The sequence below is a fragment of the Pseudomonas sp. TMW 2.1634 genome (assembly GCF_001703595.1).
In the GTDB taxonomy this organism is placed as follows: domain Bacteria; phylum Pseudomonadota; class Gammaproteobacteria; order Pseudomonadales; family Pseudomonadaceae; genus Aquipseudomonas; species Aquipseudomonas fragi.
Genome location: NZ_CP016849.1, coordinates 3,803,348 through 3,829,875, shown reverse-complemented (window position 1 = coordinate 3,829,875; position 26,528 = coordinate 3,803,348). Strand labels below are relative to the sequence as shown.

At 59.7% G+C, this 26,528-nt stretch carries 23 protein-coding genes; 13 read left to right on the top strand and 10 right to left on the bottom strand.

The window, feature by feature from the left end:
- Positions 1–8 precede the first annotated feature (8 nt).
- The 3 genes from oadA to BFC21_RS18050 all read left to right on the top strand — a co-directional run bounded on the left by oadA (position 9) and on the right by BFC21_RS18050 (position 3,624).
- The gene (oadA, locus tag BFC21_RS18060) at positions 9–1,817 is read left to right on the top strand and encodes a sodium-extruding oxaloacetate decarboxylase subunit alpha (RefSeq protein ID WP_088378561.1); all 1,809 of its coding nucleotides are present in this window, start codon (positions 9–11) and stop codon (positions 1,815–1,817) included.
- Positions 1,818–2,026: 209 nt separating this feature from the next.
- Positions 2,027–3,352, top strand: a complete 1,326-nt coding sequence (locus BFC21_RS18055; RefSeq protein ID WP_120266417.1) for a HipA domain-containing protein — start codon at positions 2,027–2,029, stop codon at positions 3,350–3,352.
- Positions 3,349–3,624 (top strand): helix-turn-helix domain-containing protein, encoded by a 276-nt coding sequence (locus BFC21_RS18050; RefSeq protein WP_120266416.1) that lies wholly within the window; start codon positions 3,349–3,351, stop codon positions 3,622–3,624. Before BFC21_RS18055 ends, BFC21_RS18050 begins: the two co-directional genes overlap by 4 nt.
- Positions 3,625–3,678: 54 nt before the next feature.
- On the opposite strand, the gene BFC21_RS18045 is transcribed toward BFC21_RS18050, so the two are convergent.
- Genes BFC21_RS18045 through BFC21_RS18035 form a run of 3 tightly spaced genes read right to left on the bottom strand, consistent with a single transcriptional unit; the run spans position 3,679 to position 5,459 of the window.
- On the bottom strand, positions 3,679–4,359 hold the full coding sequence (locus tag BFC21_RS18045; RefSeq protein WP_120266415.1) for a GNAT family N-acetyltransferase: 681 nt from the start codon (positions 4,357–4,359) through the stop codon (positions 3,679–3,681).
- A 14-nt stretch (positions 4,360–4,373) separates the two neighbouring features.
- A complete protein-coding gene (locus BFC21_RS18040; RefSeq protein ID WP_016782928.1) occupies positions 4,374–4,823 on the bottom strand; it encodes a GNAT family N-acetyltransferase in 450 nt (149 codons plus the stop codon).
- Positions 4,824–4,829: 6 nt separating this feature from the next.
- Positions 4,830–5,459, bottom strand: coding sequence for an FMN-binding negative transcriptional regulator (locus tag BFC21_RS18035; RefSeq protein ID WP_088378559.1), 630 nt, complete (start codon positions 5,457–5,459; stop codon positions 4,830–4,832).
- Positions 5,460–5,548: 89 nt separating this feature from the next.
- Between BFC21_RS18035 and BFC21_RS18030 the strand changes: the two genes are divergently transcribed.
- Positions 5,549–7,105, top strand: coding sequence for a PLP-dependent aminotransferase family protein (locus tag BFC21_RS18030; RefSeq protein ID WP_120266414.1), 1,557 nt, complete (start codon positions 5,549–5,551; stop codon positions 7,103–7,105).
- A gap of 102 nt (positions 7,106–7,207) precedes the next feature.
- Here BFC21_RS18030 and BFC21_RS18025 read toward each other — a convergent pair whose 3' ends face one another.
- The 5 genes from BFC21_RS18025 to aspA form a co-directional block, all read right to left on the bottom strand.
- Positions 7,208–8,239: a histone deacetylase family protein gene (locus tag BFC21_RS18025; RefSeq protein WP_095005386.1), complete on the bottom strand. Its 1,032-nt coding sequence runs from the start codon at positions 8,237–8,239 to the stop codon at positions 7,208–7,210.
- A 236-nt stretch (positions 8,240–8,475) separates the two neighbouring features.
- Positions 8,476–9,468 carry an AraC family transcriptional regulator gene (locus BFC21_RS18020; protein ID WP_120266413.1) on the bottom strand — a complete coding sequence of 331 codons (993 nt, stop codon included), beginning with the start codon at positions 9,466–9,468 and terminating at the stop codon, positions 8,476–8,478.
- Between the two features lie 141 nt (positions 9,469–9,609).
- Complete coding sequence (locus tag BFC21_RS18015) at positions 9,610–10,614, bottom strand: asparaginase (RefSeq protein WP_088378556.1); 1,005 nt, start codon at positions 10,612–10,614, stop codon at positions 9,610–9,612.
- Between the two features lie 56 nt (positions 10,615–10,670).
- Positions 10,671–12,092 carry a sodium:alanine symporter family protein gene (locus BFC21_RS18010; protein WP_088378555.1) on the bottom strand — a complete coding sequence of 474 codons (1,422 nt, stop codon included), beginning with the start codon at positions 12,090–12,092 and terminating at the stop codon, positions 10,671–10,673.
- A gap of 411 nt (positions 12,093–12,503) precedes the next feature.
- Entirely contained in the window at positions 12,504–13,928 is a 1,425-nt protein-coding gene (gene aspA, locus BFC21_RS18005; protein WP_016782935.1) for an aspartate ammonia-lyase, read from the bottom strand.
- 180 nt (positions 13,929–14,108) lie between these two features.
- On the opposite strand from aspA, the gene BFC21_RS18000 reads away from it, so the two are divergent.
- The 5 genes from BFC21_RS18000 to BFC21_RS17980 all read left to right on the top strand — a co-directional run bounded on the left by BFC21_RS18000 (position 14,109) and on the right by BFC21_RS17980 (position 17,817).
- Positions 14,109–15,026 carry a LysR substrate-binding domain-containing protein gene (locus tag BFC21_RS18000; RefSeq protein WP_016782936.1) on the top strand — a complete coding sequence of 306 codons (918 nt, stop codon included), beginning with the start codon at positions 14,109–14,111 and terminating at the stop codon, positions 15,024–15,026.
- Positions 15,027–15,257: 231 nt separating this feature from the next.
- The gene (gene purE / locus BFC21_RS17995; RefSeq protein WP_016782937.1) at positions 15,258–15,749 is read left to right on the top strand and encodes a 5-(carboxyamino)imidazole ribonucleotide mutase; all 492 of its coding nucleotides are present in this window, start codon (positions 15,258–15,260) and stop codon (positions 15,747–15,749) included.
- Positions 15,750–15,760: 11 nt separating this feature from the next.
- On the top strand, positions 15,761–16,846 hold the full coding sequence (locus BFC21_RS17990) for a 5-(carboxyamino)imidazole ribonucleotide synthase (protein WP_120266412.1): 1,086 nt from the start codon (positions 15,761–15,763) through the stop codon (positions 16,844–16,846).
- Between the two features lie 104 nt (positions 16,847–16,950).
- Positions 16,951–17,199 (top strand): GlsB/YeaQ/YmgE family stress response membrane protein, encoded by a 249-nt coding sequence (locus tag BFC21_RS17985; protein WP_088378553.1) that lies wholly within the window; start codon positions 16,951–16,953, stop codon positions 17,197–17,199.
- A gap of 81 nt (positions 17,200–17,280) precedes the next feature.
- Positions 17,281–17,817, top strand: a complete 537-nt coding sequence (locus BFC21_RS17980; protein ID WP_095005380.1) for a DUF3299 domain-containing protein — start codon at positions 17,281–17,283, stop codon at positions 17,815–17,817.
- 342 nt (positions 17,818–18,159) lie between these two features.
- Here the strand turns inward: BFC21_RS17980 and BFC21_RS17975 are convergent, their stop codons facing one another.
- Both BFC21_RS17975 and BFC21_RS17970 read right to left on the bottom strand, forming a co-directional pair.
- Positions 18,160–19,059, bottom strand: coding sequence for a D-hexose-6-phosphate mutarotase (locus BFC21_RS17975; RefSeq protein ID WP_088378551.1), 900 nt, complete (start codon positions 19,057–19,059; stop codon positions 18,160–18,162).
- Between the two features lie 22 nt (positions 19,060–19,081).
- The gene (locus tag BFC21_RS17970; RefSeq protein ID WP_003438129.1) at positions 19,082–19,483 is read right to left on the bottom strand and encodes an acyl-CoA thioesterase; all 402 of its coding nucleotides are present in this window, start codon (positions 19,481–19,483) and stop codon (positions 19,082–19,084) included.
- A 373-nt stretch (positions 19,484–19,856) separates the two neighbouring features.
- On the opposite strand from BFC21_RS17970, the gene BFC21_RS17965 reads away from it, so the two are divergent.
- From BFC21_RS17965 to pstA, 4 genes are all read left to right on the top strand, one after another.
- Complete coding sequence (locus BFC21_RS17965) at positions 19,857–21,146, top strand: MFS transporter (protein WP_016782942.1); 1,290 nt, start codon at positions 19,857–19,859, stop codon at positions 21,144–21,146.
- Between the two features lie 167 nt (positions 21,147–21,313).
- Complete coding sequence (locus tag BFC21_RS17960; protein WP_016782943.1) at positions 21,314–22,300, top strand: phosphate ABC transporter substrate-binding protein PstS; 987 nt, start codon at positions 21,314–21,316, stop codon at positions 22,298–22,300.
- A gap of 217 nt (positions 22,301–22,517) precedes the next feature.
- Positions 22,518–24,803, top strand: coding sequence for an ABC transporter permease subunit (locus BFC21_RS17955; protein WP_120266411.1), 2,286 nt, complete (start codon positions 22,518–22,520; stop codon positions 24,801–24,803).
- 15 nt (positions 24,804–24,818) lie between these two features.
- A complete protein-coding gene (pstA, locus tag BFC21_RS17950; protein ID WP_088378549.1) occupies positions 24,819–26,489 on the top strand; it encodes a phosphate ABC transporter permease PstA in 1,671 nt (556 codons plus the stop codon).
- Positions 26,490–26,528 lie beyond the last annotated feature (39 nt).

The following is a 26,528-nucleotide window of genomic DNA, read 5'->3' as shown; positions in this document are numbered from 1 at the left end:
AAAGAATAATGAGCAAGAAGATTTTCGTAACCGACACCATCCTGCGTGACGCCCACCAGTCGCTGCTGGCCACCCGCATGCGCACCGAAGACATGCTGCCGATCTGCGACAAGCTCGACAAGGTCGGCTACTGGTCGCTGGAAGTCTGGGGCGGCGCCACCTTTGACGCCTGCGTGCGCTTCCTCAAGGAAGACCCGTGGGAGCGTCTGCGCCAACTGCGTGCCGCCTTGCCCAACACCCGCCTGCAAATGTTGCTGCGCGGCCAGAACCTGCTGGGCTATCGCCATTACAGCGATGACGTGGTCAAGGCGTTCGTGGCCAAGGCGGCGGTTAACGGTATCGACGTGTTCCGCATCTTTGACGCCATGAACGACGTGCGTAACCTGCGCGTGGCCATCGAGGCCGTCAAGGCCGCTGGCAAGCATGCCCAGGGCACCATCGCCTACACCACCAGCCCGGTACACACCACCGAGGCGTTTGTGGCCCAGGCCAAGCAAATGGAAGCGATGGGCTGCGACTCGGTCGCCATCAAGGACATGGCCGGCCTGCTGACCCCGTTCGCCACGGGCGAGCTGGTCAAGGCGCTGAAAGCCGAAATCACCCTGCCGATCTTTATTCACTCCCACGACACCGCGGGTCTGGCAGCCATGTGCCAGCTCAAGGCGATCGAAAACGGTGCCGACCATATCGACACTGCGATCTCCAGCTTCGCGTGGGGCACCAGCCACCCGGGCACCGAATCGATGGTTGCCGCCCTCAAGGGCAGCGAATACGACACCGGCCTCGACTTGTCGCTGTTGCAGAAAATCGGTATGTACTTCTACGCTGTGCGTAAGAAGTATCACCAGTTTGAAAGCGAATTCACCGCCGTCGACACCCGCGTGCAAGTCAACCAGGTGCCGGGCGGGATGATTTCCAACCTCGCTAACCAGCTCAAAGAGCAGGGCGCGCTGAACCGCATGAGCGAAGTGCTGGCTGAGATCCCGCGTGTGCGTGAAGACCTCGGTTACCCGCCGCTGGTAACGCCGACCTCGCAAATTGTCGGTACCCAGGCGTTCTTTAACGTGCTGGCCGGCGAGCGTTACAAAACCATCACCAACGAAGTAAAGCTCTACCTGCAAGGCGGCTACGGCAAGGCGCCGGGGGTGGTCAACGAGCAACTGCGTCGTCAGGCCATTGGCAACGAAGAATTGATCGACGTACGCCCGGCAGACCTGCTCAAGCCGGAAATGGTCAAGTTGCGTGCTGAAATTGGTGCCCTGGCCAAGTCGGAAGAAGACGTACTGACCTTCGCCATGTTCCCGGACATCGGTCGTAAATTCCTTGAGGAGCGTGCTGCCGGCACCCTGACTCCAGAAGTGCTGCTGCCTATACCTGAAGCGGGCGGTGTGACCAAGGCGAGCGGTGAAGGCGTGCCGACCGAGTTCGTGATCGACGTGCACGGCGAGAGCTATCGCGTTGACATCACCGGTGTGGGCGTCAAGGCAGAAGGCAAGCGTCACTTCTACCTGTCCATCGATGGCATGCCGGAAGAGGTGGTGTTCGAACCGCTCAACGAATTTGTTGGCGGCACCTCAAGCAAGCGCAAGCAGGCCAGCGAGCCAGGCCATGTGAGCACGGCCATGCCGGGCAATATCGTTGATGTGCTGGTCGCTGTAGGTGATGTGGTCAAGGCGGGTCAATCGGTACTGATCACTGAAGCCATGAAAATGGAAACTGAAGTCCAGGCCGGCATCGCAGGCAAAATCGTCACCATCCACGTTATCAAGGGCGACCGTGTTAACCCGGGCGAAATTCTGATCGAAATCGAAGCCTGATAGTGCCTTTGATGTAAACGCTTTAAACCTCGGGGGAGCATGTGCTCCCCTTTTTTTTGCCTGCAATTTAATGCAGCTGGTGAGGTTTCATTGATCCTGAATCTGCATTTAAATACATTTTATCGAATGGAAAAATAATTAAACTGCACTATATTGCACTTGTATAATCATTTTATGTCTCTGAAGTGCATTAAAATGCAGGTGCAAGCATGTTTCAGCTAACCCTTCAGCTCTACAGCGCCGGCCAATGGCAGGACGCAATGACGCTGGTTTTCCCTGAGCCGGATAAAGGCCTGGATGGCCCCTGCCGCTTGGGGTACAAGCAGGATTACCTTGTGCAAAACCTGGAGGCCATCGAAAGCCCCTTTCTCTGCTCGGTGAGTGCTCGCTTGCCGCTTGGGTGGGATGCACAAGTCTTGAAAAAGGCCCCGGCTTTTCTGCACGACATAGCGCCAGCAGGCGCGGCAAGAAAAATCCTGATTAAGCAAATAGGGCGGGAAAAGCCTGAGGGCCTGAGCATTGATTTATTTTTGCTCGGCCACAGCACGCCTGCGCCAATAGGTCACCTGCGTATAAAAGAGTCGTTTCAGCGGCTGGATATGTTTACCCCGCTGGGCTTCTCCCGTCAGGACGTGATTGAGCGCGACAACAGCTTCCTTGAATACGCTCACGAGCAGGGCGCTGCAATTGGCGGTGCCACAGGGGCGGGTGGCGAGGCGCCCAAGTTGTTGATGGCTGAGGGCGCAGACGGTCTGTTGTACCCCGATGCCACTTTGGCAGACGCGGGTGTCAGGCAGCACTGGTTTATCAAGTTTGCGCGTAACCAGGCTCTGGAGCTGGACGGCACCATCCTGCGCAGCGAATTCATGTACTACAAGGCCCTGCAAAAGTTGGGTATCGAGACTGTTCCTGTCCAGGGGCTGGCGCTGGAGGAAGGGCGCAAGCCAAGCCTGTGGATGCAGCGCTTTGATCGCAAGGTCACAGCACAAGGCGTCGAGAGGCTTGCTGTGGAATCTGTATATTCCCTCGCTCAAGTCACTCAGCCTGGCAGCGACATGACGCACCTTGAGGTGCTTGAGCTGTTGGTTGCGCTGTGGAAGCAGGCGGGCCAGCAAGACCAGATTGCAGATTTGGTGGCCGAATACCTGCGCCGCGACCTGCTCAATAAAATCCTCGGCAATAGCGATAATCATGGTCGCAACACTGCGCTCATCCGTGGCGTTGATTCATTTCGCCTCGCGCCAATCTATGACTTGGCCCCGATGGTGATGGATAGCGAAGGCATTACGCGCACGACCAAGTGGTCGCGGGATGTAGAGCGTGCAGGGCAAGTTGATTGGCGTGCCGCCTGTGAGTCGATAGGCGGGCTAATTGAGCCGCAAGCGGCTTTTGAGCGCCTGCGTGCCGATGCCGAGCAGTTACGGGCACTGCCTGATTTGCTTCGCGCCGAAGGTTTGCCGGAGCTGACAATGAATCATCCGCAAATTGCCCTCAAAAACCTCGACCAACGCCTGCGCCAGTGGGGTTTGAAATGACGCTCAGCATTGATGTACGCCAGTTGATGATTGAAAGCATCGAGGCTGCGCTGGCCCAGGGCAGCATCACCCTGGGCGAGGCGGTAAAGCGATTTCGCGTAAACGTGACCGGATTGCAGCAAACGCAGTTTGCCCGCATGTGCAAAATCTCGGTGCGCACCCTGATTCAAATCGAGCACGACGAAGGCAACCCCACGCTTAAATCCATGAACGCAGTCTTCAAGCCCTTCGGCCTGCAAATGGGCGTGGTTCGCTTGCCGCGAAAATTCTAAGCCCTTCAGGCACAAAAACGCCCAACAGTCCTTGTCGGGCGTGCTGATCAAATTTTATACAGCTTTGCCCCGGCATTCCTCCAGGGTCTTTATTTGGCCGCTTTCTGGTTGGTTATCCAGTGCCAGCCATTTGTCAAAGCCTGCCGCTATCGCTGGCCATTCCGTACTGATGATACTGTACCATGTGGTATCACGATTCTTGCCTTTGACTACCATATGCTGGCGGAATACGCCTTCGTATGTGTACCCCAATCGTACTGCTGTACGCTTTGAGCGGGCGTTGTCGTTGTTGCACTTCCACTCCAGGCGACGGTTGCCCAGTGCGAAGGCTTCCCTGGCCAGCAGGTAGACGGCCTCGGTGCTTTTGGGCGAGCGCTGCATGGGGGCACCAAAGGCAACGTGGCCGATCTCGATGCGCCCGTGTTCCGGAACGATGCACATCAGGCTAAGCAGGCCTTGTGCCTCATCGCTCGACTTGTCGATAACAGCATAAAAATGTGGGTCGCGGCTGGCAGCATGGTTGTGCAGCCAGGCATCAAATGCCGGGCGCTCATTGAAGGGGCCGTAGGGCAAATAGTCCCAAAGCTTGGGGTCGGCCTTTGGCCCTTGTAAGGCTAGCCATAGTTCATCGCCATGACGTGCGGGGTCGAGCTTTTCCAGACGAATGAATCGCCCCTCAAGGGTGCGGGTATCCGGTGTTCTGGCCGCCAGCCAGTGTTCTAGAGAGTCGGGCATTGCGCGTTCCTTATTTATGACAAGGTTTTGCGAAACTGAATAAAGCCGGGGCGCTCGCCAATGCGCTCATACAACTGAATGGCCGTGGCGTTGGTTTCCTGGGTCAGCCAATGAACTTTGCAGCAATCCTTGTCGCGGGCGGCGGCATATACGTGCTCGATCAGCTGGCGCCCAACACCCTTGCCGCGCACTTCGGGGCTGACAAACAGGTCTTGAAGATAGCAGGCGTTTTTGATGCTCCAGTTGGTGCGGTGATAAACGCACTGCACCATGCCCACTGCTTTATCACCTTGCCAGGCCAGGGCCAGGGTGGTCGGTTCTGCCGGATCGAGGAACCGCGACCAGGTGGACTGGGTGATGTCATCGGACAGTTCGGTCTTGTAAAAGCGCAGGTAGGCCTGCCACAGCGGTAGCCACTGTTCGCGATCGGCGGCGGTGGCGGGTTTGATCTGGATTTGAGTCATTTTCAGTTATTCCTTAACCATTAAATGAGCGAGTGCGTGGTCTTGCGGGTTGCTGTTGGCCAGCAGGCCCTGGCGCACGCCGGCCTGGTCGGCGGCGTCACGGTTCTGGCTGAGTTTGCGTTTGCCTTCAAGGCGGGTGATGGGCAGGCGAAAACCCACAATGGCCTTGAGCATGCTGTCGATATAGTCGTCTGGTGCATCGCTGACCGCCCAGGGGGCGGGGCGCCCGGCTTCGTGTTGGCTGCTCAGGCGGCTGACCAGTGCCAGCAAGCGCTCGGCATCGTCGAATACCTCGGCCGTGCCATAGGCATGTACGGCCAGGTAATTCCAAGTGGGCACGGCTTTGCCGTGCTCTGCCTTGCTGGGGTAGAAGGACGGGCTGATATAGGCCTGCTCGCCGGCGAAGATCACCAGGCTCTCGGTGCCTTGCGCCAGTGCCGTGCCGTGCGGATTGGCGCGGGCAAGGTGCCCGTACAGCGTGCCGTACGCGCCTTCGTCCGGGGCCAACAGCAAAGGCACATGGCTGGCGAGCAAGCCCTGGCGGGTGTGTGTGACCAGTACGGGCAGGGGGCAGGCCTGCATCTGCTGGTGCAGGATTTTAATGTCGTCAACGGCGAAGGCGCGGGGTACGTACATGGAAATTATCCTTGGCGAATGGCTTCATCCTAGGCAGGCTATTGGTTGGTTGTAAGAGCCATTAATGGTCATTTTCATAGGTCCAATCCATGAGTGATTCAGCGCTGTCCATTGCCTTCAACCCTGCCGGCATCGAGCTTGATCCGAAAAAAGGCCTGAGCCGCCAGCTGTATCAGGCATTGCGCCTGCGCGTGCTGGATGGCCGCTTGAGTGGCGGCTCGCGCTTGCCTGCCAGCCGTGACATGGCGAGCGCCCTGGGGATTTCCCGTAATAGCGTGGTGCGGGCCTATGACCAGTTGTATGCCGAAGGCTTTATTGAGGGGAGAGTTGGGGACGGCACCTATGTCGCAAAATTGCCCGCAAAAGCCCTGCCCCTGAAAAAGTTGTCCACCAACTTATCCACAGGGTTTTCAACAAGCTTATCCCCAGGGTTATCCACAAAAACAGGCCAAATACCTGTAATTACATCCAGTAAAGTTATCCACAGCACAGCGCTGAGCAGGGTCGCCGAGCACGCGCTTGACCTGCCTCCAAGCGGCGTTCCGCGTGCTTTTCGAGTGGGAGTTCCGGCGTTCGACTTATTCCCTTTCGAGGTATGGAGCAAGCTGCAGGCGGCTTTTTGGCGTAAGCCAGACTTGCAACAGCTGTGTTATGGCGACCCAGCTGGCGATGAGCGACTGCGTGGGTTGATCGCGGCCTATTTGCGGACTTCGCGGGGTTTATCGTGCTCGGCTGAACAAATTTTGATCACCAGTGGCGCGCAGCAGGGAATTAGCCTTTGTGCACAGCTGCTGGTGGAGCCCGGCGAGGGGGTGGCTGTGGAAAACCCCGGCTATCGCGCAGCGGCCTATGCCTTTGCGATTGCCGGGGCGAATGTGCAGGGCGTGGCGGTGGATCAGGACGGTATGGACTGTTCAGCGCTGGCGCACTTGAACAACTGTCGGCTGGCCTATGTAACGCCCTCTCATCAATACCCCAGTGGAGTCACCCTGAGCCTGGCCCGGCGCCTGGAGCTGCTGGCCTGGGCCGAGCGCACGCAAGGCTGGATTGTCGAGGACGACTACGATGGCGAGTACCGCTACAGCGGCGCGCCGCTGGCCCCGTTGGCGGCTTTGGACCGCAGCGGGCGGGTGATTTATGTGGGTACCTTCGGCAAGGTGGCGTTTCCGGCGTTGCGCCTGGGGTACCTGGTACTGCCCAAGGGGCTGACCGAGCCGTTTGCCCGGCGCCGTTCGCTGGATATGCGTCATTCGGAGGTCAGCACCCAGGCGGTAATGGCCGAGTTTATGGCGGCGGGGCATTTTCAGCGGCATATCCGGCGGATGCGTCGTGCGGCGTTGAGCCGCCGCGATGTGTTGCTGGCCAACTGGCCACGGGATGTCGCGGGGGTTGGGGCGATGCCGGCGATTGCGGCGGGGTTGCATGTGGCTGTGCCGGTTGCGGGGTTGGCCCGTGAGCAGGAACTGCTGGCGCAGGCCCGGGCGGTGGACGTGGAAATCAACGGGCTGAGCAGCTATTGGCAGCAAGACTCGGTCGAGCCTGTGGATAACCGCGCGGGGCTGGTGCTGGGATTCGCGGCGGTGCCCGAAGTGGACATCAAGGCGGCGCTGGCGCGGCTGGTCAAGGTATGGAATGGCAGGCATTGAACTTGTGGGAGCGGGCTTGCTCGCGATGGTATCAGCGCATCAATCCAGGTAAACCACGCCGCCTGAATCGCGAGCAAGCCAGCTCCTACAGGGCGGGCTTGCTCATTTCGCGCGTTCAAACCCCTCCAGCACATTCACCGCATTCACACCGATTTCCTCAACCGCATAGCCACCTTCCATCACGAACAGTGTCGGTTTGCCCAGCTGCGCAATACGCTCGCCCATGCGCAGGTAGTCCGGGCTGTCGAGCTTGAACTGGGAGATCGGGTCGTTCATGAACGTATCCACGCCCAGTGACACCACAATCACATCAGCGTCGTAACGCTCAATCTCGGCGCAGGCCAGTTCCAGCGCTGCGCTCCAGCGGTCCCAGGCCGAGCCTGCGGGCAGTGGGTAATTAAAATTGAAGCCTTCACCCGGCCCTTCACCCAGCTCGTCTTCATAGCCCAAAAAGAACGGAAACTCGGCCTCTGGATGGCCGTGGATCGAGGTAAACAGGACGTCATTACGGTCATAGAAAATCGACTGCGTGCCATTGCCGTGATGGTAGTCCACGTCGAGGATCGCCACCTTGCTGCGGCCCTGGTCGAGAAAGGCCTGGGCGGCAATGGCGGCGTTGTTCAGGTAGCAGTAACCACCCATCAGGTCGCTGGCGGCGTGATGACCCGGCGGGCGGCAAAGCGCGAAAGCGCTGTGGGCGCCGTTTTGAATTTCAGCTTGAGCCGTCAGGGCTACTTGCGCAGCACTGTAGGCCGCTTGCCAAGTGCCTGCAGTAATGGGGGCGCCGCCGTCGAAGCTGTAATAACCCAGCTGGCCGTGCAGGCTGGTGGGCAGTACGGCGCGCAGGGTGCGGGCGGGCCAGGTGTAAGGCAGCAAGTCGCCGTCGCGGCCGTGTTCGGCCCAGCGAGCCCACGCACCCTGGAAAAAATCCAGATAAGCACTGCTGTGAATTCGCTCGACAGGCCCGCGGCCAAAATCTTGAGGCGCCCGCACCGGGCCGAGTTGGCGCGACTGCACACGTTGCAGAATATGGTCGGCGCGTGAGGGCATTTCAAAGCAGGGCATCAGTTGCCCGTCCATCAACTCACAACGGCCATGATGCAGGTGGTGATCGTCCGAATAGACCGTCAGCATTTTCTTGTTCTCCCAAGGCTTGAGCGCTGGCCTACAGTCTTGCGTCGCAAGGTGTTTGAGAGAACGGCAGGAGCGGCCAAAAGAAGATGGATATGGCCAAAATAGCTGACCGCAATTGGCCCCCTGTGGAGCGGGCTTGCTCGCGATGGCTTCACGGTGATTTGCCTGAAAAATCGCGCTGCCCTCCTCGCAGGCCAGTCAGCTCCCACAATAACCCTGGCAGTATTCCCACGCCCTTAAGCGCGAAACTGGCTGGGTGCGACCCCGCTCCAGCGTACAAATGCATGGCGAAAGCTGGCGGTTTCACTGAAGCCCAGGGCCTCGGCAATCTGGTAGATGGGCCATTCGGTGTCGTTGAGCAGCAGCTTGGCCCGCTCAAAGCGCAGGTCGTCGAGCAGTGCCTGGTAACTGCAGCCCACATCGTGCAAATGCCGGCGCAGGGTGCGTGGCGAGCAGTTCATTTGTTCGGCCAGGCCTTCAAGCCCGGGGGCGGCATGCAGTTGTGCAGCCAGTAACTGACGAATACGCTCCAGCCAGGTTTGCCGCCCGGTGAATTCCAGATTCTGTTTGCGACAGCGCTCGGCCATCGCCTGATGGGTGACGGTGTCGGCCAGTGGCAAAGGCTGCTCTAGCCAGCGTTTGGCAAAGGCAAAACCATTGCCGTGGGCCTCGAACTGGCGTGGGCAATCGAAACTTAGCCCGTAGCGGGCGTGGTAGTCCGGTGCGCTGTGGGCAAAGCGTGCCCCTGATAGTGGCAACCGTTGGCCCAGCAGGTCTTCACAAATGACCTTGAGCGAGGCCAGGCACAGCTCGGTATTGAACACCGCCATTTGCGGGTTCTCGGCATAACCGTTGGCGCAGAACCAGACCTGTTCGCCTTCGACCTCCAGGCTCAGCTCAAAAAGTGTTCCCAGCAGCGCCGGGTAGCGTAAAGCCAGACGCAATGCGTCACCTAAGGTGGCACTGGTGAGTAAGGCGTAACCGAGCATGCCGTAGGACGACACATGCATGCGTCGCCCCAGTTCCAGGCCGATTTCGCGGCGCAGGGCGACGGCATTGGCGCATACGCGCATTTCCTGGTTGGTGGTGATGCGCGTGTCTGCACGGCTCAAGTCCGCTGCGCGGATGCCGCTGCCGGCCAGCAGCGCTTCGCTGGGCAGGCCTTCGGCGTTGAAGGTGCTGAGCACCAGCGAGACGGCGTTGAGCGTGGTGAGATGAGAGTGGAGCATGCCCGTTTCCTGCCTGAGAGGTGCAGGAAGCGAGCAAGTTGTGTGCCGGGGGATGCCCACGGCAGCCACAAACCCCGTAGCAGCTGCCGAAGGAACGAGGCTGCTGCTACGAAATTCCAGTAGCCGCCGCTGGAGTGGCCTTTACGCCAGCTCCCCGCACACATCCAGCTCGACCAGCCCGCGCACTTCAGCCAGGGGCAGGTCGGCGCCCAGCAACGCATGCAGCTTGCCGAACACGGCCTCGCGGGTCATGCCGCCGCCCGAGAGCACGCCCGCCCCACGCAAGCGGCTGCCAGCTTCGTACACGTCCAGTTCCACACCGCCTTCATGGCATTGGGTGATAGCCACAACCACGATGCCGTTTTCCTGTGCCCGTTGCAGGCTGGCGAGAAAGTCCGGGTTGTCACTGGGGCCGGTGCCGCTGCCGAAGCACTCCAGTACCAGGGCCTCGATCCCGCTGCTGAGCAGGGCGTCGAGCTGGGCCGCGCCAATGCCCGGCACCAGCGGCAACACGCCCACGCTGGCCTCATGCTTGGGGTGGCTGTAGGCCAGTTCGGCCGGGAGGGCAGCGGCCCTGGCTCCGCCGCCATTGCGTGTCAGTGTCACAAATGGATTTCGGCCAAAGCTGCGCACTTTGGCGCAGCGTGTGGGTGCCATCAGCTTGCCGTGAAAGTACAGCTGCACACCATGCGGCTGGCCCTGGCCCAACGCCTGCAAGGCACCACTGACGTTCTCCCAGGCATCGCTGTCGGGTACGCCCGCTGGCAGCATGGAGCCGGTAAACAGCACCGGCGCCGGCAAGCCCAGCAGTTGAAAGCACATGGCCGCAGCGCTGTAGGCCAGCGTGTCTGTGCCATGCAGGACCAGGACGGCATCGCAGCCATCCTTGTCCACGGCTTCGATGATCGCGTCCCGCAGGCGCAGCCAGTAGGCCGGGGTCATGTTGGCGCTGTCGATCAGCGGGCTCATTTCGCGAAAGGACCACTGTGGCACTGGCAACTGCGGTTGACTGGCCAGATGCTCGCTCATGCGCGCTTCAAAACCCGAGGCTGGCGCCAGGCCGCTGGCGCTGGCCTGCATGCCGATGGTGCCGCCGGTGTAGAGCACCCTGACGCGTTGGGCGGTGTGATGAGTGGCTGCGGTCATTGTTGAGTCCCCATAAGCAAAAACGCGGCGGTTCTGGAGAACCGCCGCGTCAAGTATCAGCGTTGTGTGTCTTCGGCCTTGGTGGCCGGCTTTGGCGGCCAGGCCTTCAGATCGAGATCCAGGTCCGGGAATTTACTGGAATCGAACACGGGTGTCTTGATCCCCGCACGGCGCTGGTCATCGTAATCCTTGAGCACGCGCATGCAGATCTTGAACAGCATCGCCAGGGCAACCAGGTTGACGAAGGCCAGCATGGTCATGGCAATGTCGGCGAAGGCGAAGACCGTTTGCAGGTTCTCGATCGAGCCCCAAAAGATCAGCACCAGTACCAGGGCGCGGTAACCCATCAGCGCCTTGCGGCTTTCGCCAACCAAAAAGCGCAGGTTGTTCTCGCCCAGATAGTAGTTGTAGAGCATCGAGGTGAACACGAACAGGGCCAGGGCCACGCTGATAAACACACGGCCCCATTCGCCCACTACGGCTGCCAGGGAGTTCTGGGTCAGGGCAATGCCGTCGCCTTCAAAGCCCGGGGTGTAGAAGCCCGACAACAGAATCAGCAAGGCCGTACAGGTGCAGATCACGAAGGTGTCGAGGAATACGCTGAACGCCTGCACCACGCCTTGGGCGATCGGGTGTTCAACGTCGGCCACGGCGGCCACGTTCGGGGCGCTGCCCAGGCCGGCTTCGTTGGCGAACACGCCACGTTTGACGCCCATCACGATTGCACTGCCGATCAGGCCACCGAACACCGGGTCCAGGCCGAAGGCGCTCTTAACGATATGGCCCAGCATGGCGGGCACATGGTCGAATTGCAGCACGATCACATACAGGGTCACTGCGATGTAGGCCAGGGTCTTGACCGGTACCAGCAGGTCAGCCACCGAAGCGATACGCTTGATGCCGCCGATAAACACCAGGCCCAGCAGGATGGCGATGGCCAGGCCCGAGTAGTTGACCTTGAAGCCGAAGGCGTCTTGCAACGAGTGGGTCACGGCGTGGGCCTGCAGGCCCATGAAGGCAAAACCGAAGGTGATCAGCAGCAGGACGGCCATCAGTTTGCCCATCCAGGCTTTGCCCAGGCCGTACTTCATATAGAAGGAGGGGCCGCCGCGCAGTTGACCTTCCGAGTCACGACGCTTGTACAACTGGCCCAGGGAGCATTCGATCAGGCTGCTGGACATGCCGACCAGCGCGGTCACCCACATCCAGAACACGGCACCGGGGCCGCCCAGGGTCACGGCAATACCGACGCCGGCAATGTTGCCCGCGCCCACACGGCCGGCCAGGCTCAGCATCAATGCCTGAAACGAGCTCAACTCACCGGCGCTGCTGCGCAGGCTGTCCTTGAATACCGAAAACATGTGCAGGAAGTAACGAAACTGAACGAAACGCGAGCGGATCGTGAAGTAGCCACCGAGCCCGACCATGAGCACGATTAGCACTTTCCCTGAGAGGAAGTCATTGATGACTTCAAGCATGGATTATTCCTCGCTGTTTTTATCTGATGGCAACACGGGCGGGTCGAAATATCGCGTTACACCTGCTTGAGCAAGGCATAAACGTAGGCGATCAAGGCGACCCTGGCCATGTTGCTGCTTGGTTTACGATGCTGTTTCCGTGCTGACGATGGCCGCTGGTGCTGGGGCCGGGCACAGGAAGAGGGCCGGCACTATACCTAGGAGTGTGGGAAGCGTCTGCATAAGTGACTGAATTTTCATGTGTGAGTTGTCAGATATGACCTCTAAATATGCCTGATTTGGCTTCATTTCTTGTGGGAGCAGGCATCGATTAACAGGCAAAAAAAAGGGCCTGCAGACGTGTCTGCAAGCCCTCAAAAGGTGAGAGGTGTCTAGTCCCTCGACCTGGTGAGCGTTGAGCGTGTTACAGCATCAGGCCTTGAGAGGCACCAGACGCGGAGCAATCATGTTTTCCGGGCGCAGGATGTCGTCGAGCATGGCGTCGTCGAGCAAGCCTTCTTCGCGCACCAGTTCCAGCACGCCGCGGCCGCTTTCAAGAGCGATACGGGCGATGCGGGTGGCGTTTTCATAGCCGATGTACGGGTTAAGTGCAGTCACCAGACCAATCGAGTGCTCGACCAGTTCACGGCAGCGCGCTTCGTTGGCCGTGATGCCGGTGATGCAGTGCTCGCGCAGCATGTCCATAGCGCGTTGCAGCAGGCGGATCGAGTCGAAGATCTTGAATGCGATCAGCGGCTCCATCACGTTCAGTTGCAGCTGGCCACCTTCGGCCGCGATGGTCAGGGCCAGGTCGTTACCGATGATCTGGAACGCCACCTGGTTAACGGCTTCCGGGATAACCGGGTTGACCTTGCCTGGCATGATCGAGCTGCCCGGCTGACGCGCTGGCAGGTTGATTTCGTTGATGCCGGTACGTGGGCCGCTGGACAGCAGGCGCAAGTCGTTGCAGATCTTCGACAGCTTGACCGCGGTACGCTTGAGCATGCCGGAGAACAGTACGAAGGCGCCCATGTCGGAGGTGGCTTCGATCAGGTCGGCAGCCGGTACCAGCGGGTGACCGCTGATGGTCGCCAGGCGGTTCACGGCCAGCATTTGGTAGCGCGGGTCGGCGTTGATGCCGGTACCGATGGCGGTGCCACCCAGGTTCACTTCAGTCAGCAGCTCTGGCGCCAGGGTTTTCAGGCGGGCCAGGTCTTCACTCAATGTCGTGGCGAACGCGCGGAACTCTTGACCCAGGGTCATCGGCACGGCGTCTTGCAGCTGGGTACGGCCCATTTTCAGGACGTGGCTGAACTCGACGCCTTTGGCCGCGAACGACTGGATCAGGCTGTCGAGGCTGGCCAGCAGTGCGTCGTGACCCAGCAACAGGCCCAGACGGATGGCCGTCGGGTAGGCGTCGTTGGTCGACTGCGCCATGTTGACGTCGTTGTTCGGGTGCAGGTATTGGTATTCGCCCTTCTGATGGCCCATAGCCTCCAGCGCGATATTGGCGATGACTTCGTTGGCATTCATGTTGGTTGAAGTGCCAGCGCCGCCTTGAATCATGTCCACCACGAACTCTTCGTGGAAATCGCCGCGGATCAGACGTGCACAGGCTTCGCTGATGGCAGCGTGCTTGGCATCGCTGAGATGACCCAACTCGCGGTTGGCGTCAGCAGCGGCCTGTTTCACCATGGCCAGGCCCACAACCAGCTTCGGGTAATGCGAAATCGGAACGCCCGAGAGACGGAAGTTGTTCACCGCTCGCAGGGTCTGGATGCCGTAATACGCTTGAGCGGGTACTTCGAGTACGCCAAGCAGGTCTTTTTCGGTACGGAAAGATGCAGCGGAGGACATGATAGAAATCATCTCGATATGAACCCGGTCTGGGCCGGAACGCTGCGAATCCTAGGCCTGCAGTCTATTTTGGGCCAATGCCTTTAAACACTATCCTATGCATAAACGGCATAATAGCGACGTGACGCGGCAGGCGCGTCGAGCGTGTGACCCATTTTGGTGCGCGTCCGGGAGGACTCGATGAATCTCGAAAGTAAATGGTTAGAGGACTTCAGTGCCCTGGCTGCGACTCGCAGTTTTTCCCAGGCTGCAGAGCGTCGCTTCGTCACTCAGCCGGCCTTCAGTCGGCGTATTCGCAGCCTGGAAGCGGCGCTGGGGCTGACCTTGGTGAATCGTTCCCGCACCCCGGTGGAGTTGACTGCGGCCGGTCAGCTGTTTTTGGTCACGGCGCGCACCGTGGTCGAGCAGCTGGGTGAGGTGTTGCGTCACCTGCATCACCTCGAAGGCGGGCAGGGCGAGGTCATGCAAGTGGCTGCGGCGCACTCCCTGGCACTGGGATTTTTCCCGCGCTGGATCGCCCAATTGCGCAATGAAGGGCTGAACATCGCCACACGGCTGGTTGCGACTAACGTCGGAGACGCCGTGCATGCTTTGCGCGAAGGCGGCTGCGATTTGATGCTGGCTTTTTACGATCCTGATGCGGCCTTGCAGATGGATCCGGAAATTTTCCCGTCCCTGCACCTGGGTAATACCGAAATGCTCCCGGTGTGCGCGGCCGATGCCGATGGCAAGCCGTTGTTCGACCTGGAAGGCGATGCCAGTGTGCCGTTGCTGGCCTATAGCGCCGGGGCGTTTTTGGGCCGCTCGGTGAATTTGCTGCTGCGCCAGCGTAGCCTGCGTTTTACTACTATTTATGAGACCGCGATGGCCGACAGCCTTAAAAGTATGGCGCTCGAAGGATTGGGCATCGCCTGGGTGCCACACTTGAGCGTGCGTGCCGAGCTGGCGCGGGGCGAGCTGGTGGTGTGCGGTGGCCCGCAATGGCATGTGCCGCTGGAGATTCGCCTGTACCGCTGTGCCCTGGTGCGCAAGGCCAACGTGCGGTTGTTGTGGCGCAAGCTGGAGAACCCGACCGGCCAGGCACCAGTGCCCACCTGAACCGATTTTTTACCCTGACCTAAGAGTCAATAAAACCGGGCGTCCGGGCGGTTTTTACCGGTCAAGACAGATGGTCGCCAAAGGTGCTTTCAAGGCACATGTTTGGGGTATACTGCGCGGCCTTCGGCTGGCTTGACCGGCCTTAATTCCTATAACAAGCCACGTCGGATCCTCCACGTGGCTTGTTGTTTTTTGACGCGCCTGCGGGCGCCCAAGAGAAGAGGCGCGACGATGAGTGCACTGGTAGGCGTGATCATGGGCTCCAAGTCCGATTGGTCCACCCTCAGCCACACCGCCGATATGCTGGAAAAACTCGGCATTCCCTACGAAGTGAAAGTGGTCTCTGCCCACCGCACTCCGGATCTGCTGTTCCAGTATGCCGAAGAGGCCGAAGGCCGCGGGATCGAGGTCATCATCGCCGGTGCCGGTGGCGCAGCCCACCTGCCAGGCATGTGTGCCGCCAAGACCCATTTGCCAGTACTGGGCGTGCCAGTGCAATCGGCCATGCTGTCGGGTGTCGACTCGCTGCTGTCGATCGTGCAGATGCCTGCGGGCATTCCGGTTGCCACCCTGGCCATCGGCAAGGCGGGCGCGATCAACGCGGCGCTGCTGTCGGCGAGCATCCTGGGCGCCAAGCACCCGCAGTTCCATACCGTTTTGAAAGCATTCCGTGCTGAACAGACAGACAGCGTGCTGGACAATCCAGACCCGCGCGTAGCCTGAGGTTTCTGACGATGAAAATCGGTGTAATCGGTGGCGGCCAACTGGGCCGCATGCTGGCCCTGGCGGGTACTCCGCTGGGCATGAACTTCGCTTTCCTGGACCCGGCACCCGATGCCTGCGCCGCCTCGTTGGGCGAGCACTTGCGTGCGGACTACAGCGACCCGGACCATTTGCGCCAGTTGGCTGACGAAGTCGACCTGGTGACGTTCGAGTTCGAAAGCGTTCCGGCTGAAACCGTGGCTTTCCTGTCGCAATTCGTCCCGGTGTACCCAAGCGCCGAAGCCTTGCGCATTGCGCGTGACCGCTGGTTCGAAAAAAGCATGTTCAAGGACCTGGGCATTCCGACGCCGGCATTTGCCGACATCCAGTCCCAGGCAGACCTGGACGCAGCAGTGGCCAGCATCGGCCTGCCTGCCGTGCTCAAGACCCGCACCCTGGGCTATGACGGCAAGGGCCAGAAAGTGCTGCGCACCGCTGCTGATGTAGTGGATACGTTTGCCGAGCTGGGCAGTGTGGCGTGCCTGCTGGAAGGTTTTGTACCGTTCACTGGCGAAGTGTCGTTGATTGCCGTGCGCGGTCGCGATGGCGAAACGCAGTTCTACCCGTTGGTACACAACACCCACGACAGCGGCATTCTCAAGCTGTCGGTTGCCAGCACCAATCACCCGCTGCAGGCCCTGGCTGAAGATTACTCCAGCCGTGTGCTCAAGCAGCTGGATTATGTCGGCGTGATGGCGTTCGAGTTCTTTGAAGTCGACGGTAGCCTCAAGGCCAACGAAATCGCCCCGCGTGTGCATAACTCCGGGCACTGGACCACTGAAGGCGCCGAGTGCAGCCAGTTCGAAAACCACTTGCGCGCCATTGCCGGCCTGCCGCTGGGTTCGACGGCCAAGGTGGGCGAAAGCGCCATGCTCAACTTTATCGGCACGGTGCCGCCGGTTGAGAAGGTGATTGCGATTGCCGACTGCCATCTGCATCACTACGGCAAGGCTTTCAAGGTCGGCCGCAAGGTCGGGCACGCCAACCTGCGCTGCGCCGACATGGCGACGCTGCAAGCGCAAATCCTCAAGGTTGAAGCCCTGATCGACGAAGCGTAAATCGCTTTGCACGGAACCATTGGGTTACCGCTACCCTCTGATGGCGTGATGCCAAAGTGCTGACTAGGCTTTGGTAAAACGCCATCAATCAAGAGGAAGCGTCCATGGGCATCATCGGAACCATTTTTATCGGCTTGATCGTTGGCCTGCTGGCTCGTTTCCTGAAACCGGGTGACGACAGCATGGGCTGGATCATGACCATCCTGCTGGGTATCGGCGGTTCGCTCGCGGCGACCTATGGTGGCCAGGCGCTGGGTATCTACAAGGCGGGCGAGGGTGCCGGCTTTATCGGTGCGGTGGTGGGGGCAGTCATCCTGCTGATCATTTACGGCATGGTCTCGAAAAAGTCCTGATTTAACGCGTTGGCTCTCTCTGCGCCAGCCGCAGAGAGGGCTAAACTGCGCGCGTTCAATCCTTCTTTTATCGAGCCTTGCATGCGCCGTCTTTTACTGACTTTTCTTTTGTTGGGCTCAGGCCTGGCACACGCGGCAGAACTGCCCGAAACCGACTGGCTTGAACTGATGCCCAAGTCGGATCAGATAGCCCTTGAGCAAATGCCCGAAATTGACCATGACTCGCCCGAGGCCAATGGTACGTTTACCGACAAGGGTGGCTTGAAGCAGAGCAAGGGTCTGCCGGCGGTGATGTATTCGAGCAAGACCGTTGCCGGCATGAACGGCAAGAATATCCGTTTGGGTGGCTACCCCGTGCCTCTGGAAACAGACGCCAAGGGGCGCAGCACGCTATTTTTCCTGGTGCCGTACCCGGGCGCCTGCATTCATGTACCGCCTCCGCCGCCCAATCAGTTGGTGTTGGTGCGCTACCCCAAAGGCCTGAAGCTGGACGACATCTACACGCCGCTGTGGGTGATGGGCACGCTGAAAGTCGAGAAGGTCAGCAATGACCTGGCCGATGCGGCCTATGCACTGGATGCCAGCAAGGTGCGGGTGGTGGTTGAGGAAGATCTGTAGCGCGCTGAGCGATGTGGGAGCGGGCTTGCTCGCGATGGCAGCAGCGCGGTTTGCCTGATAGACCGCAGCGACTGAATCGCGAGCAAGCCCGCTCCCACAGGTTTGTACTGCTCAGATAACTTGGCGTTTGCCCTGGTCCTTGTGGGGGCAGGTTTGTGCTGCTTTGATAACGTGATGTTTGCCCTGGTCTTTGTGGGGGCAGGTTTGTGCTGCTTTGATAACGTGATGTTTGCCCTGGTCCTTGTGGGAGCGGGCTTGCTCGCGATGGCAGCAGCGCGGTTCACCTGACAGACCGCAGCGCCAGCATCGCAGGCAAGCCTGCTTGCAGAGGTTTAGTGCGTATCAGGCGCTCAGGCGTTTGCTTGCAATACTCACACCCAACGTATGGCTGGCGCCCGGCGCCAGGGTGATGATGTCGTCCATCACGTTGGCGGTTTCGATGCACAGCATGCGCTGCCAGCCATCTGCGGCCATATCGCCGAGCGTGGCGGTCTTGTCGATCCAAGGATTCCAGATCACTGCCGAGCGCGACCCACGGCTGGTCAACTCAAGGGTGCGTGACCAGTCCGGGTCGACAATACTCAACTGCTGCGGGGTATCGAGGTAGATACGGTCGGTTTCGCCACTGAAGGTCAACTCGCCCGCTTGCTCAACCCGTTTCCAGTCTTCGAGGGTGTCGATATAGGTCAGGCCCTCGACGCCTTTGACCTGGACCTTGCGCACATCACTGACCGCAAAGTAGCTGTGCAGCGCCTGGCTGATGCTCACCGGAATGTCACTGCGGTTGTGGCTGGTAAGGCTGATATGCAACTGGCTGTCGAGGCGGATGCTCAGGGTCAGTGCTACGTCGTGGGGCCAGCCGGGCAGGCCGCCTTCGATGTGGGGCAAGCCCAGCTCGATATGCAGCGCTTCACCGGCGTCATCGATTTCCAGCACTTCCCATTCGCGTGTACGCACCAGGCCGTGGGCGGTGGCGGGCTCATCGCTGTGGCGCATGGCCTGCACGCTCTGCGGGTTCATCGCCAGGTTGCCGAACCAGGGCCAGCACACCGGTACGCCGGTGCGGATGCCGTGGCCTTGCTTGAACTGGGCTTTTTCGTTGAGCCAGATGATCGGCGGCTCGTCGCCCACCTGATAACTGAGAACCTGCGCGCCCTGTTTGGCGACCAGCAATTGTGCCTGGCCATGCTGGAAGTGCCAGCACTCCAGTTCATCCAGGGTGACTGACTCAATGTGGTGCATGGCAGGTTCTCTATTGATAGGTTTAACGGCGTGGCGGAACGGAGCGGGTGCGGCCGCTGCCATCAATGGCGACAAACACAAAGACCGCTTCGGTCACTTTGCGCCATTCGCTGGACAACGGGTCGTCACTCCACACTTCAACCATCATCTGGATCGAGCTGCGGCCGATCTCCAGTGCCTGGGTATAGAACGACAATTGTGCGCCCACCGCCACCGGTACCAGAAACGCCATACGATCAATCGCCACAGTGGCTACGCGGCCACCAGCAACCTTGCTGGCCATTGCGGTACCGGCCAGGTCCATTTGGGAGACCAGCCAGCCGCCAAAAATATCGCCGAAACCATTGGTCTCGCGCGGCAGGGCAGTGATTTGCAAGGCCAGGTCGCCTTGCGGGATTGGATCTTCTTGTTCGAGCTCTAGCATGCCTAAGGGCCTCTGACCCGTGATTCATCATAAGTACTGCGGGTGAAAAAGCGTCTTTAGAAAAACGATTCAGCCCGAACATACTACGTTCGTCACGTTCTTCATAAGCCGCACCAAGGGAAAACTCTGCGAAATCGGCTGAAGTGTCCAGCGGGCGTTTTCGCACAGCCACCTCAGAAGTTACCAAGTGTTTCTTACAGCGTGAGTATATCGGGCGACAGCCTGGCCGACGACCTCCGGATTCTGCTTTTTGGGTGCGCTGCACGTCTAGCTCTGTGCTTTTGCAAACAATTTGTTATCTTTCAAAACCTGCCCAGCCCTTGCCGGCGAAGTTGCAGCTTTTTGCCGCGCCTAATAAGAGAAGCAATACCCCATGATCACAGAGCCTTCCAGTGCTGCACCGCCTTCGCGGCCGTTAACCCGTAATGACTATAAAACCTTGTCGCTGTCTGCCTTGGGTGGTGCGCTGGAGTTTTACGATTTCATTATTTTTGTGTTTTTCGCCACCGTGGTCGGGAAACTGTTCTTCCCGGCAGACATGCCCGAGTGGCTACGCCTGATGCAAACCTTCGGCATTTTTGCCGCGGGTTACCTGGCGCGTCCTTTGGGCGGCATTGTCATGGCGCACTTTGGCGACCTGCTGGGGCGCAAAAAGATGTTCACCCTGAGCATCTTCATGATGGCCGTACCGACCTTGATCATGGGCTTGCTGCCTACCTATGCGCAGATTGGCATGTGGGCACCGATTCTGTTGCTGCTGATGCGCGTGATCCAGGGCGCGGCCATTGGCGGTGAGGTGCCCGGGGCCTGGGTGTTCGTGGCCGAGCATGTGCCGCCACGGCATGTGGGCTACGCCTGCGGCACCCTGACTTGCGGGCTGACGGCGGGTATTTTGCTGGGTTCGTTGATGGCCACGGCGATCAACACGATCTACACACCGGCTGAAGTGTCTGACTTTGCCTGGCGGATTCCGTTCCTGATGGGCGGCGTGTTCGGCCTGTTCTCGGTGTACCTGCGTCGCTGGTTGCACGAGACACCGGTCTTTGCCGAGTTGCAGCTGCGCAAGGCGCTGGCGGCGGAAGTCCCGCTCAAGACCGTGCTGCGCGATCATCGCGGGGCGATTGTGGTCTCCATGCTGCTGACCTGGCTGCTGTCTGCCGGGATCATCGTGGTCATTCTGATGACGCCCACGGTGCTGCAAACCATTTATGGTTTTTCAGCGACCACCTCGTTGCAGGCCAACAGCCTGGCGATCGTCTTTTTGAGCCTGGGTTGCATCGCCTCGGGCGCACTGGCTGACCGCTTTGGGGCGGGCAAGGTGTTTGTGATCGGTTGCGCCGGGTTGTTGATTACATCGTGGACCTTCTACCACAGCCTGCTGCAACACCCGGACTGGCTGTTCCCGCTGTACGCCTTGAGCGGCCTGTTTGTAGGCACCATCGGCGCTGTGCCTTATGTAATGGTCAAAGCCTTCCCGCCAGTGGTGCGTTTCAGCGGTCTGTCTTTTTCCTACAACCTGGCCTACGCCATTTTTGGCGGCCTGACCCCGATGGCCGTGACCCTGTTGCTCAAGGAAAGCCCGATGGGCCCGGCGTATTACGTGGCAATCATTTGCACGATGGGCCTGGTGGTCGGCGCTTATCTGTGGAAAAAGGGCCGCTGATCCAGGCCTGATCCGCTGCAGCACCTCATCCGCCTCTCCCCTGAAGGCCATCATTTGTAACGAATGATGGCCTTTCATCTAATTGTCACAATCGGTTCATAGAGTAGTCACATGGCCTGCAGATACTGGCCCCCGATTCATCTAACCCCGTTTGCTAGGAGTAAGGCATGAAACTGAAGCGTGTGATGGCGGCCCTGACTTTTGTCGCCGCAGGCGTTGCAACTGCCAATGCGGTTGCCGCTGGTGTTGACCCGGCTATTCAGCCCTATGTGAAGACCACTGGTGTGTCGGGCAACCTGTCCAGCGTTGGTTCTGACACCCTGGCGAACCTGATGACCTTGTGGGCCGAGGCGTACAAAAAAGAATATCCAAACGTAAACATCCAGATTCAAGCTGCCGGTTCTTCGACCGCGCCGCCTGCGATTACTGAAGGCACCGCTAACCTGGGCCCGATGAGCCGCAAAATGAAAGACAACGAACTGGCTGCCTTCGAGCAGAAGTACGGCTACAAGCCTACCGCTATCCCGGTAGCCGTGGATGCCCTGGCCGTGTTCGTACACAAGGACAACCCGATCAAGCACCTGACCATGGAACAGGTTGATGCGATCTTCTCCTCGACCCGTCTGTGCGGCGCCAAGGCCGACGTTAAAACCTGGGGCGACTTGGGTGTGACCGGCGACCTGGCCAACAAGCCGGTGCAACTGTTCGGTCGTAACTCGGTATCCGGCACTTACGGCTACTTCAAGGAAGAAGCCCTGTGCAAAGGCGACTACAAGCCTAACGTGAACGAACAGCCAGGTTCGGCTTCGGTTGTGCAGTCGATCAGCAGCTCGTTGAACGGCGTCGGTTACTCGGGCATCGGTTACAAAACCGCCAGCGTGAAGACCGTGCCTTTGGCTAAAAAAGGCAGCACCGAGTTCATCGAAGACACCGAAGAAAACGCACTGAACGGCAAATACCCGCTGTCGCGTTTCCTCTACGTGTACGTGAACAAGGCGCCGAACAAGCCGCTGAACCCGCTGGAAGCCGAGTTCATCAAGCTGGTGCTGTCCAAGCAAGGTCAGGAAGTGGTCGTGAAGGATGGCTACATCCCGCTGCCAGCCAAGGTCGCTGCCAAAGCATTGGCTGACCTGGGTCTGAAAGAAGGCGCATAAGTAGACGCCATGTGGGAGCGGGCTTGCTCGCGATTCAGGCAACGCGGTACATCAGGCCTGTTGAGTTGATGCCATCGCGAGCAAGCCCGCTCCCACAGGGTTGCCACGCAGCCGCTTCACCAAATTTTCCATTCCGCTGCCAGCACCGTCGGGCGGCGGATTTTTTGCGTCACTGCTTTGTCATCTTTCTGTCATACAGGACCGCTAGGGTGTGCGCATGAATGATCTGGCCAATTCCCCAATGACTACGACATCCGCTCCCAAGCGCATTGATTTCAATACGCCTGAACTGCAGCGCAAGCGCCGTATCCGCGCGCTTAAAGACCACCTGACCCGCTGGTATGTATTTATCGGCGGTCTTGCCGTGCTCGGCGCAATCACCCTGATCTTCTTCTTCCTGGGCTATGTGGTTTACCCACTCTTCCAGGGCGCCGACCTGAACGCCAAGCAGGCGATCACGCCCGTATGGATGCAGGACGCCGGCAAGCCGCTGATGATCTCCGTCGAGGAGCAGAACCAGGTCGGCATGCGGGTTTCCGACAAGGGCATGGTGTTGTTCTTCAACGTGAAGAACGGTGAAGAGTTGTCGCGGGTCAACCTGCCGTTGCCGGCCGGTACGCAAGTGACTTCGCTGGGCGAAGACCAGCCGGGTAACCCGGTGGTGGTACTGGGCCTGTCCAACGGTCAGGCGCTGGTGTTCCGTCACAGCTATAAAGTCAGCTACCCCGATGGCAAGAAGACCATCACCCCGGCGATTGAGTACCCGTATGGCGAAACGCCGATCGCGCTCGACCCGCAGGGCGGCGCGCTGGATCACGTCAACCTCAGCGTCAACGACTCTACGCTGGTTCTGGCCGGCTCCTCGGGCGCACAACTGAACGTGCTGTCGCTGGCCCGCGAAGTCAACATGATGACCGACGAGGTCACCAACACCGAGACCCGTATCGACCTGCCGCAGATGACCAAACAGGTCAAGGCGTTGTATATCGACCCGCGTCAGCAGTGGCTGTATGTAATCAACGATCGCGCCCAGGCCGATGTGTTCAGCCTGCGCGACAAGAGCCTCAACGGTCGCTACAAGCTGGTTGATGACGCAACCACCGAGATCACCGCCAGCACCCAACTGGTGGGCGGTATCTCGCTGATTTTTGGCGATTCCAAAGGTGGCCTGAGCCAGTGGTTCATGGCCCGCGACCCGGATGGCGAGCAGCGCTTCAAGCATATCCGCAGCTTCCAGATGGGCACTTCGCCGATAGTTGAAATCACCGCCGAGCAACGTCGCAAGGGCTTCCTGGCCCTGGATGCGGCCGGTGAGATCGGTGTGTTCCACAGCACCGCGCATCGCACCCTGCTGGTCGAGAAGGTTGCCGAAGGCCCGGGCATCATGGCTCTGTCGCCGCGTGCCAACCGCATCATCGTGGAAGAGGGCGGCAAGCTGCTGCCACTGACCTTGAAAAACCCGCACCCGGAAGTGTCCTGGAGCGCGCTGTGGAGCAAGGTCTGGTACGAGAACTACGACGAGCCTAAATACGTCTGGCAATCGACCGCCGCCAACACTGACTTCGAACCGAAGATGAGCTTGGCACCATTGACCTTCGGTACCTTGAAGGCTGCTTTCTACGCGATGTTGCTGGCAGCACCGCTGGCGGTTGCCGCAGCGATCTACACTGCTTACTTCATGGCTCCGAGCCTGCGCCGCAAGGTCAAGCCGGTGATCGAGCTGATGGAAGCGATGCCGACGGTGATCCTCGGTTTCTTCGCCGGCCTGTTCCTGGCGCCGTATGTGGAAGGCCACTTGCCGGGCATCTTCAGCCTGTTGGTGCTGATGCCCATTGGCATACTGGTCGCAGGCTTCACCTGGAGTCGCCTGCCCGAGTCGATCCGCCTGCGCGTCCCTGACGGCTGGGAAAGCCTGATCCTGATCCCGGTGATCCTGTTTGTGTGCGGCCTGTCGTTGTACATGAGCCCGTTCATGGAAGCCTGGTTCTTCGGTGGCGACATGCGCCTGTGGATCTCCCACGACCTGGGCATCACCTACGATCAGCGCAACGCCCTGGTGGTCGGCCTGGCGATGGGCTTTGCAGTGATCCCCAATATCTACTCGATTGCTGAAGACGCCGTGTTCAGCGTGCCTCGCGGCCTGACCCTGGGTTCGCTGGCGCTGGGTGCCACGCCGTGGCAAACCATGACTCGCGTGGTCATCCTGACCGCCAGCCCGGGTATCTTCTCGGCACTGATGATCGGCATGGGCCGTGCGGTCGGCGAAACGATGATTGTGTTGATGGCCACCGGTAACACCCCGGTCATGGAAATGAACCTGTTCGAAGGCCTGCGCACCCTGGCGGCGAACGTGGCGGTGGAAATGCCGGAGTCGGAAGTGGGCGGCAGTCATTACCGTGTGCTGTTCCTTTCGGCGCTGGTGCTGCTGCTGTTCACCTTCATCATGAACACGCTTGCCGAGCTGATCCGTCAGCGTCTGCGCAAGAAATATTCGTCGCTTTAAGGAAGGTAGAAGTCTGTGAAACAGAATTCCCTCAAAGGCTGGTTCAAGAGCGGCGCGCCAGGCGTCTGGATCAGCGGTGGTGCAGTGTCTATCGCCGTCATCATGACCATCGGCCTGTTGTCGGTGATCGCCGTGCGTGGCCTGGGTCACTTCTGGCCGGCCGACCTGATCCACGCCGAATACAACGTGCCGGGTGATGCCAATCACCTGGTCATCGGCGAAGTGGTGCAAAAGGAAGAAGTGCCCCGCGAGCGTCTGAAAAGCGCGGGCCTGCCGGTGCCGGATCAAGGCCCGGAGTTCATGACCCGCGAGCTGATCAAGGTCGGCAACCGTGACCTGAACGGCAATGACTTTACCTGGGTGGTCGGCGAGTGGCTGACCAACCAGAGCACGCCACCCGAGTTGATGGCCATTGAACGCCGCGAGTGGGGCAACTTCTACGGCTACCTGGTCAACGTCAAGGAAAACGGCCAGGTGGTGGCAGAAGGTGCCGCGGCCTGGCCGGAGCTGCAAGCGCGGGTCAAGCGCGTGAATGACCTGGCCTCGCAACTGAGCCAGCTTGAGAAGAAAGACATCGGTGCGATCAACTACGGGCTGGAGCGTATCCGCCTGCACGGTCGCAAGCTGGAACTGGAAGGCAAGCTGACGCCGCAGGCACAGGCCGACATGGAAGCCGAGCGCGCCGAGCTGAATGCACGCTACAAGGCCATCGAAGACCGCCTGGGCGAGTTGCATGCACAGTTTAACCGCGACAGCCTCACGGCCCGTGATGCCAATGGTAAAGAGCTGGAAATCGGCATCGGCAAAGTGGTCAAGGTCTACCAGCCGAACGCGATGAACAGCTGGCAGAAGCTGGCCATGTACTTCAGCAATATCTGGGAATTCCTGAGCCAGGACCCTCGTGAGGCCAACACCGAAGGCGGTATCTTCCCGGCTATTTTCGGCACGGTGATGATGACCCTGATCATGGCCGTGATCGTGACGCCGTTTGGCGTGCTGGCGGCGGTTTACCTGCGTGAATACGCCAAGCAAAACACCCTGACCCGGGTGATCCGGATCGCGGTGAACAACCTGGCCGGTGTACCGGCCATTGTGTACGGCGTGTTTGGCCTGGGCTTCTTTGTGTATGTGCTGGGCGGCTCGGTTGACCGTCTGTTCTTCGCCGAAGCCTTGCCGGCGCCGACCTTTGGTACGCCGGGCCTGATGTGGGCGTCGCTGACCCTGGCGCTGCTGGCCGTGCCGGTGGTGATCGTGGCCACCGAAGAAGGGCTGGCGCGGATCCCGCGTACAGTGCGCGAAGGCTCGCTGGCGCTGGGGGCAACCAAATCGGAAACCCTGTGGAAAATCGTCTTGCCGATGGCCAGCCCGGCCATGATGACCGGCATGATCCTCGCCGTGGCCCGTGCTGCGGGTGAAGTGGCACCGCTGATGCTGGTGGGCGTGGTCAAGCTGGCGCCGTCGCTGCCGCTGGACGGCAACTACCCGTACCTGCACCTTGACCAGAAGATCATGCACCTGGGCTTCCATATTTATGACGTCGGCTTCCAGAGCCCCAACGTCGAAGCGGCCCGACCGCTGGTATACGCCACGGCGCTGCTGCTGGTACTGGTAATCGCGACCCTGAACCTGTCGGCCGTGTGGATTCGTAACCACCTGCGCGAGAAGTACAAGGCGCTGGATAGCTGATAGACACAAGACCTGTGGGAGCGGGCTTGCCCGCGATGG

Coding starts and splice junctions, on each gene's coding strand:
- oadA (WP_088378561.1), top strand. CDS start 9: ATGAGCAAGAAGATTTTCGTAACCGACACCATCCTGCGTGACGCCCAC.
- BFC21_RS18055 (WP_120266417.1), top strand. CDS start 2,027: ATGTTTCAGCTAACCCTTCAGCTCTACAGCGCCGGCCAATGGCAGGAC.
- BFC21_RS18050 (WP_120266416.1), top strand. CDS start 3,349: ATGACGCTCAGCATTGATGTACGCCAGTTGATGATTGAAAGCATCGAG.
- BFC21_RS18045 (WP_120266415.1), bottom strand. CDS start 4,359: ATGCCCGACTCTCTAGAACACTGGCTGGCGGCCAGAACACCGGATACC.
- BFC21_RS18040 (WP_016782928.1), bottom strand. CDS start 4,823: ATGACTCAAATCCAGATCAAACCCGCCACCGCCGCCGATCGCGAACAG.
- BFC21_RS18035 (WP_088378559.1), bottom strand. CDS start 5,459: ATGTACGTACCCCGCGCCTTCGCCGTTGACGACATTAAAATCCTGCAC.
- BFC21_RS18030 (WP_120266414.1), top strand. CDS start 5,549: ATGAGTGATTCAGCGCTGTCCATTGCCTTCAACCCTGCCGGCATCGAG.
- BFC21_RS18025 (WP_095005386.1), bottom strand. CDS start 8,239: ATGCTGACGGTCTATTCGGACGATCACCACCTGCATCATGGCCGTTGT.
- BFC21_RS18020 (WP_120266413.1), bottom strand. CDS start 9,468: ATGCTCCACTCTCATCTCACCACGCTCAACGCCGTCTCGCTGGTGCTC.
- BFC21_RS18015 (WP_088378556.1), bottom strand. CDS start 10,614: ATGACCGCAGCCACTCATCACACCGCCCAACGCGTCAGGGTGCTCTAC.
- BFC21_RS18010 (WP_088378555.1), bottom strand. CDS start 12,092: ATGCTTGAAGTCATCAATGACTTCCTCTCAGGGAAAGTGCTAATCGTG.
- aspA (WP_016782935.1), bottom strand. CDS start 13,928: ATGTCCTCCGCTGCATCTTTCCGTACCGAAAAAGACCTGCTTGGCGTA.
- BFC21_RS18000 (WP_016782936.1), top strand. CDS start 14,109: ATGAATCTCGAAAGTAAATGGTTAGAGGACTTCAGTGCCCTGGCTGCG.
- purE (WP_016782937.1), top strand. CDS start 15,258: ATGAGTGCACTGGTAGGCGTGATCATGGGCTCCAAGTCCGATTGGTCC.
- BFC21_RS17990 (WP_120266412.1), top strand. CDS start 15,761: ATGAAAATCGGTGTAATCGGTGGCGGCCAACTGGGCCGCATGCTGGCC.
- BFC21_RS17985 (WP_088378553.1), top strand. CDS start 16,951: ATGGGCATCATCGGAACCATTTTTATCGGCTTGATCGTTGGCCTGCTG.
- BFC21_RS17980 (WP_095005380.1), top strand. CDS start 17,281: ATGCGCCGTCTTTTACTGACTTTTCTTTTGTTGGGCTCAGGCCTGGCA.
- BFC21_RS17975 (WP_088378551.1), bottom strand. CDS start 19,059: ATGCACCACATTGAGTCAGTCACCCTGGATGAACTGGAGTGCTGGCAC.
- BFC21_RS17970 (WP_003438129.1), bottom strand. CDS start 19,483: ATGCTAGAGCTCGAACAAGAAGATCCAATCCCGCAAGGCGACCTGGCC.
- BFC21_RS17965 (WP_016782942.1), top strand. CDS start 19,857: ATGATCACAGAGCCTTCCAGTGCTGCACCGCCTTCGCGGCCGTTAACC.
- BFC21_RS17960 (WP_016782943.1), top strand. CDS start 21,314: ATGAAACTGAAGCGTGTGATGGCGGCCCTGACTTTTGTCGCCGCAGGC.
- BFC21_RS17955 (WP_120266411.1), top strand. CDS start 22,518: ATGAATGATCTGGCCAATTCCCCAATGACTACGACATCCGCTCCCAAG.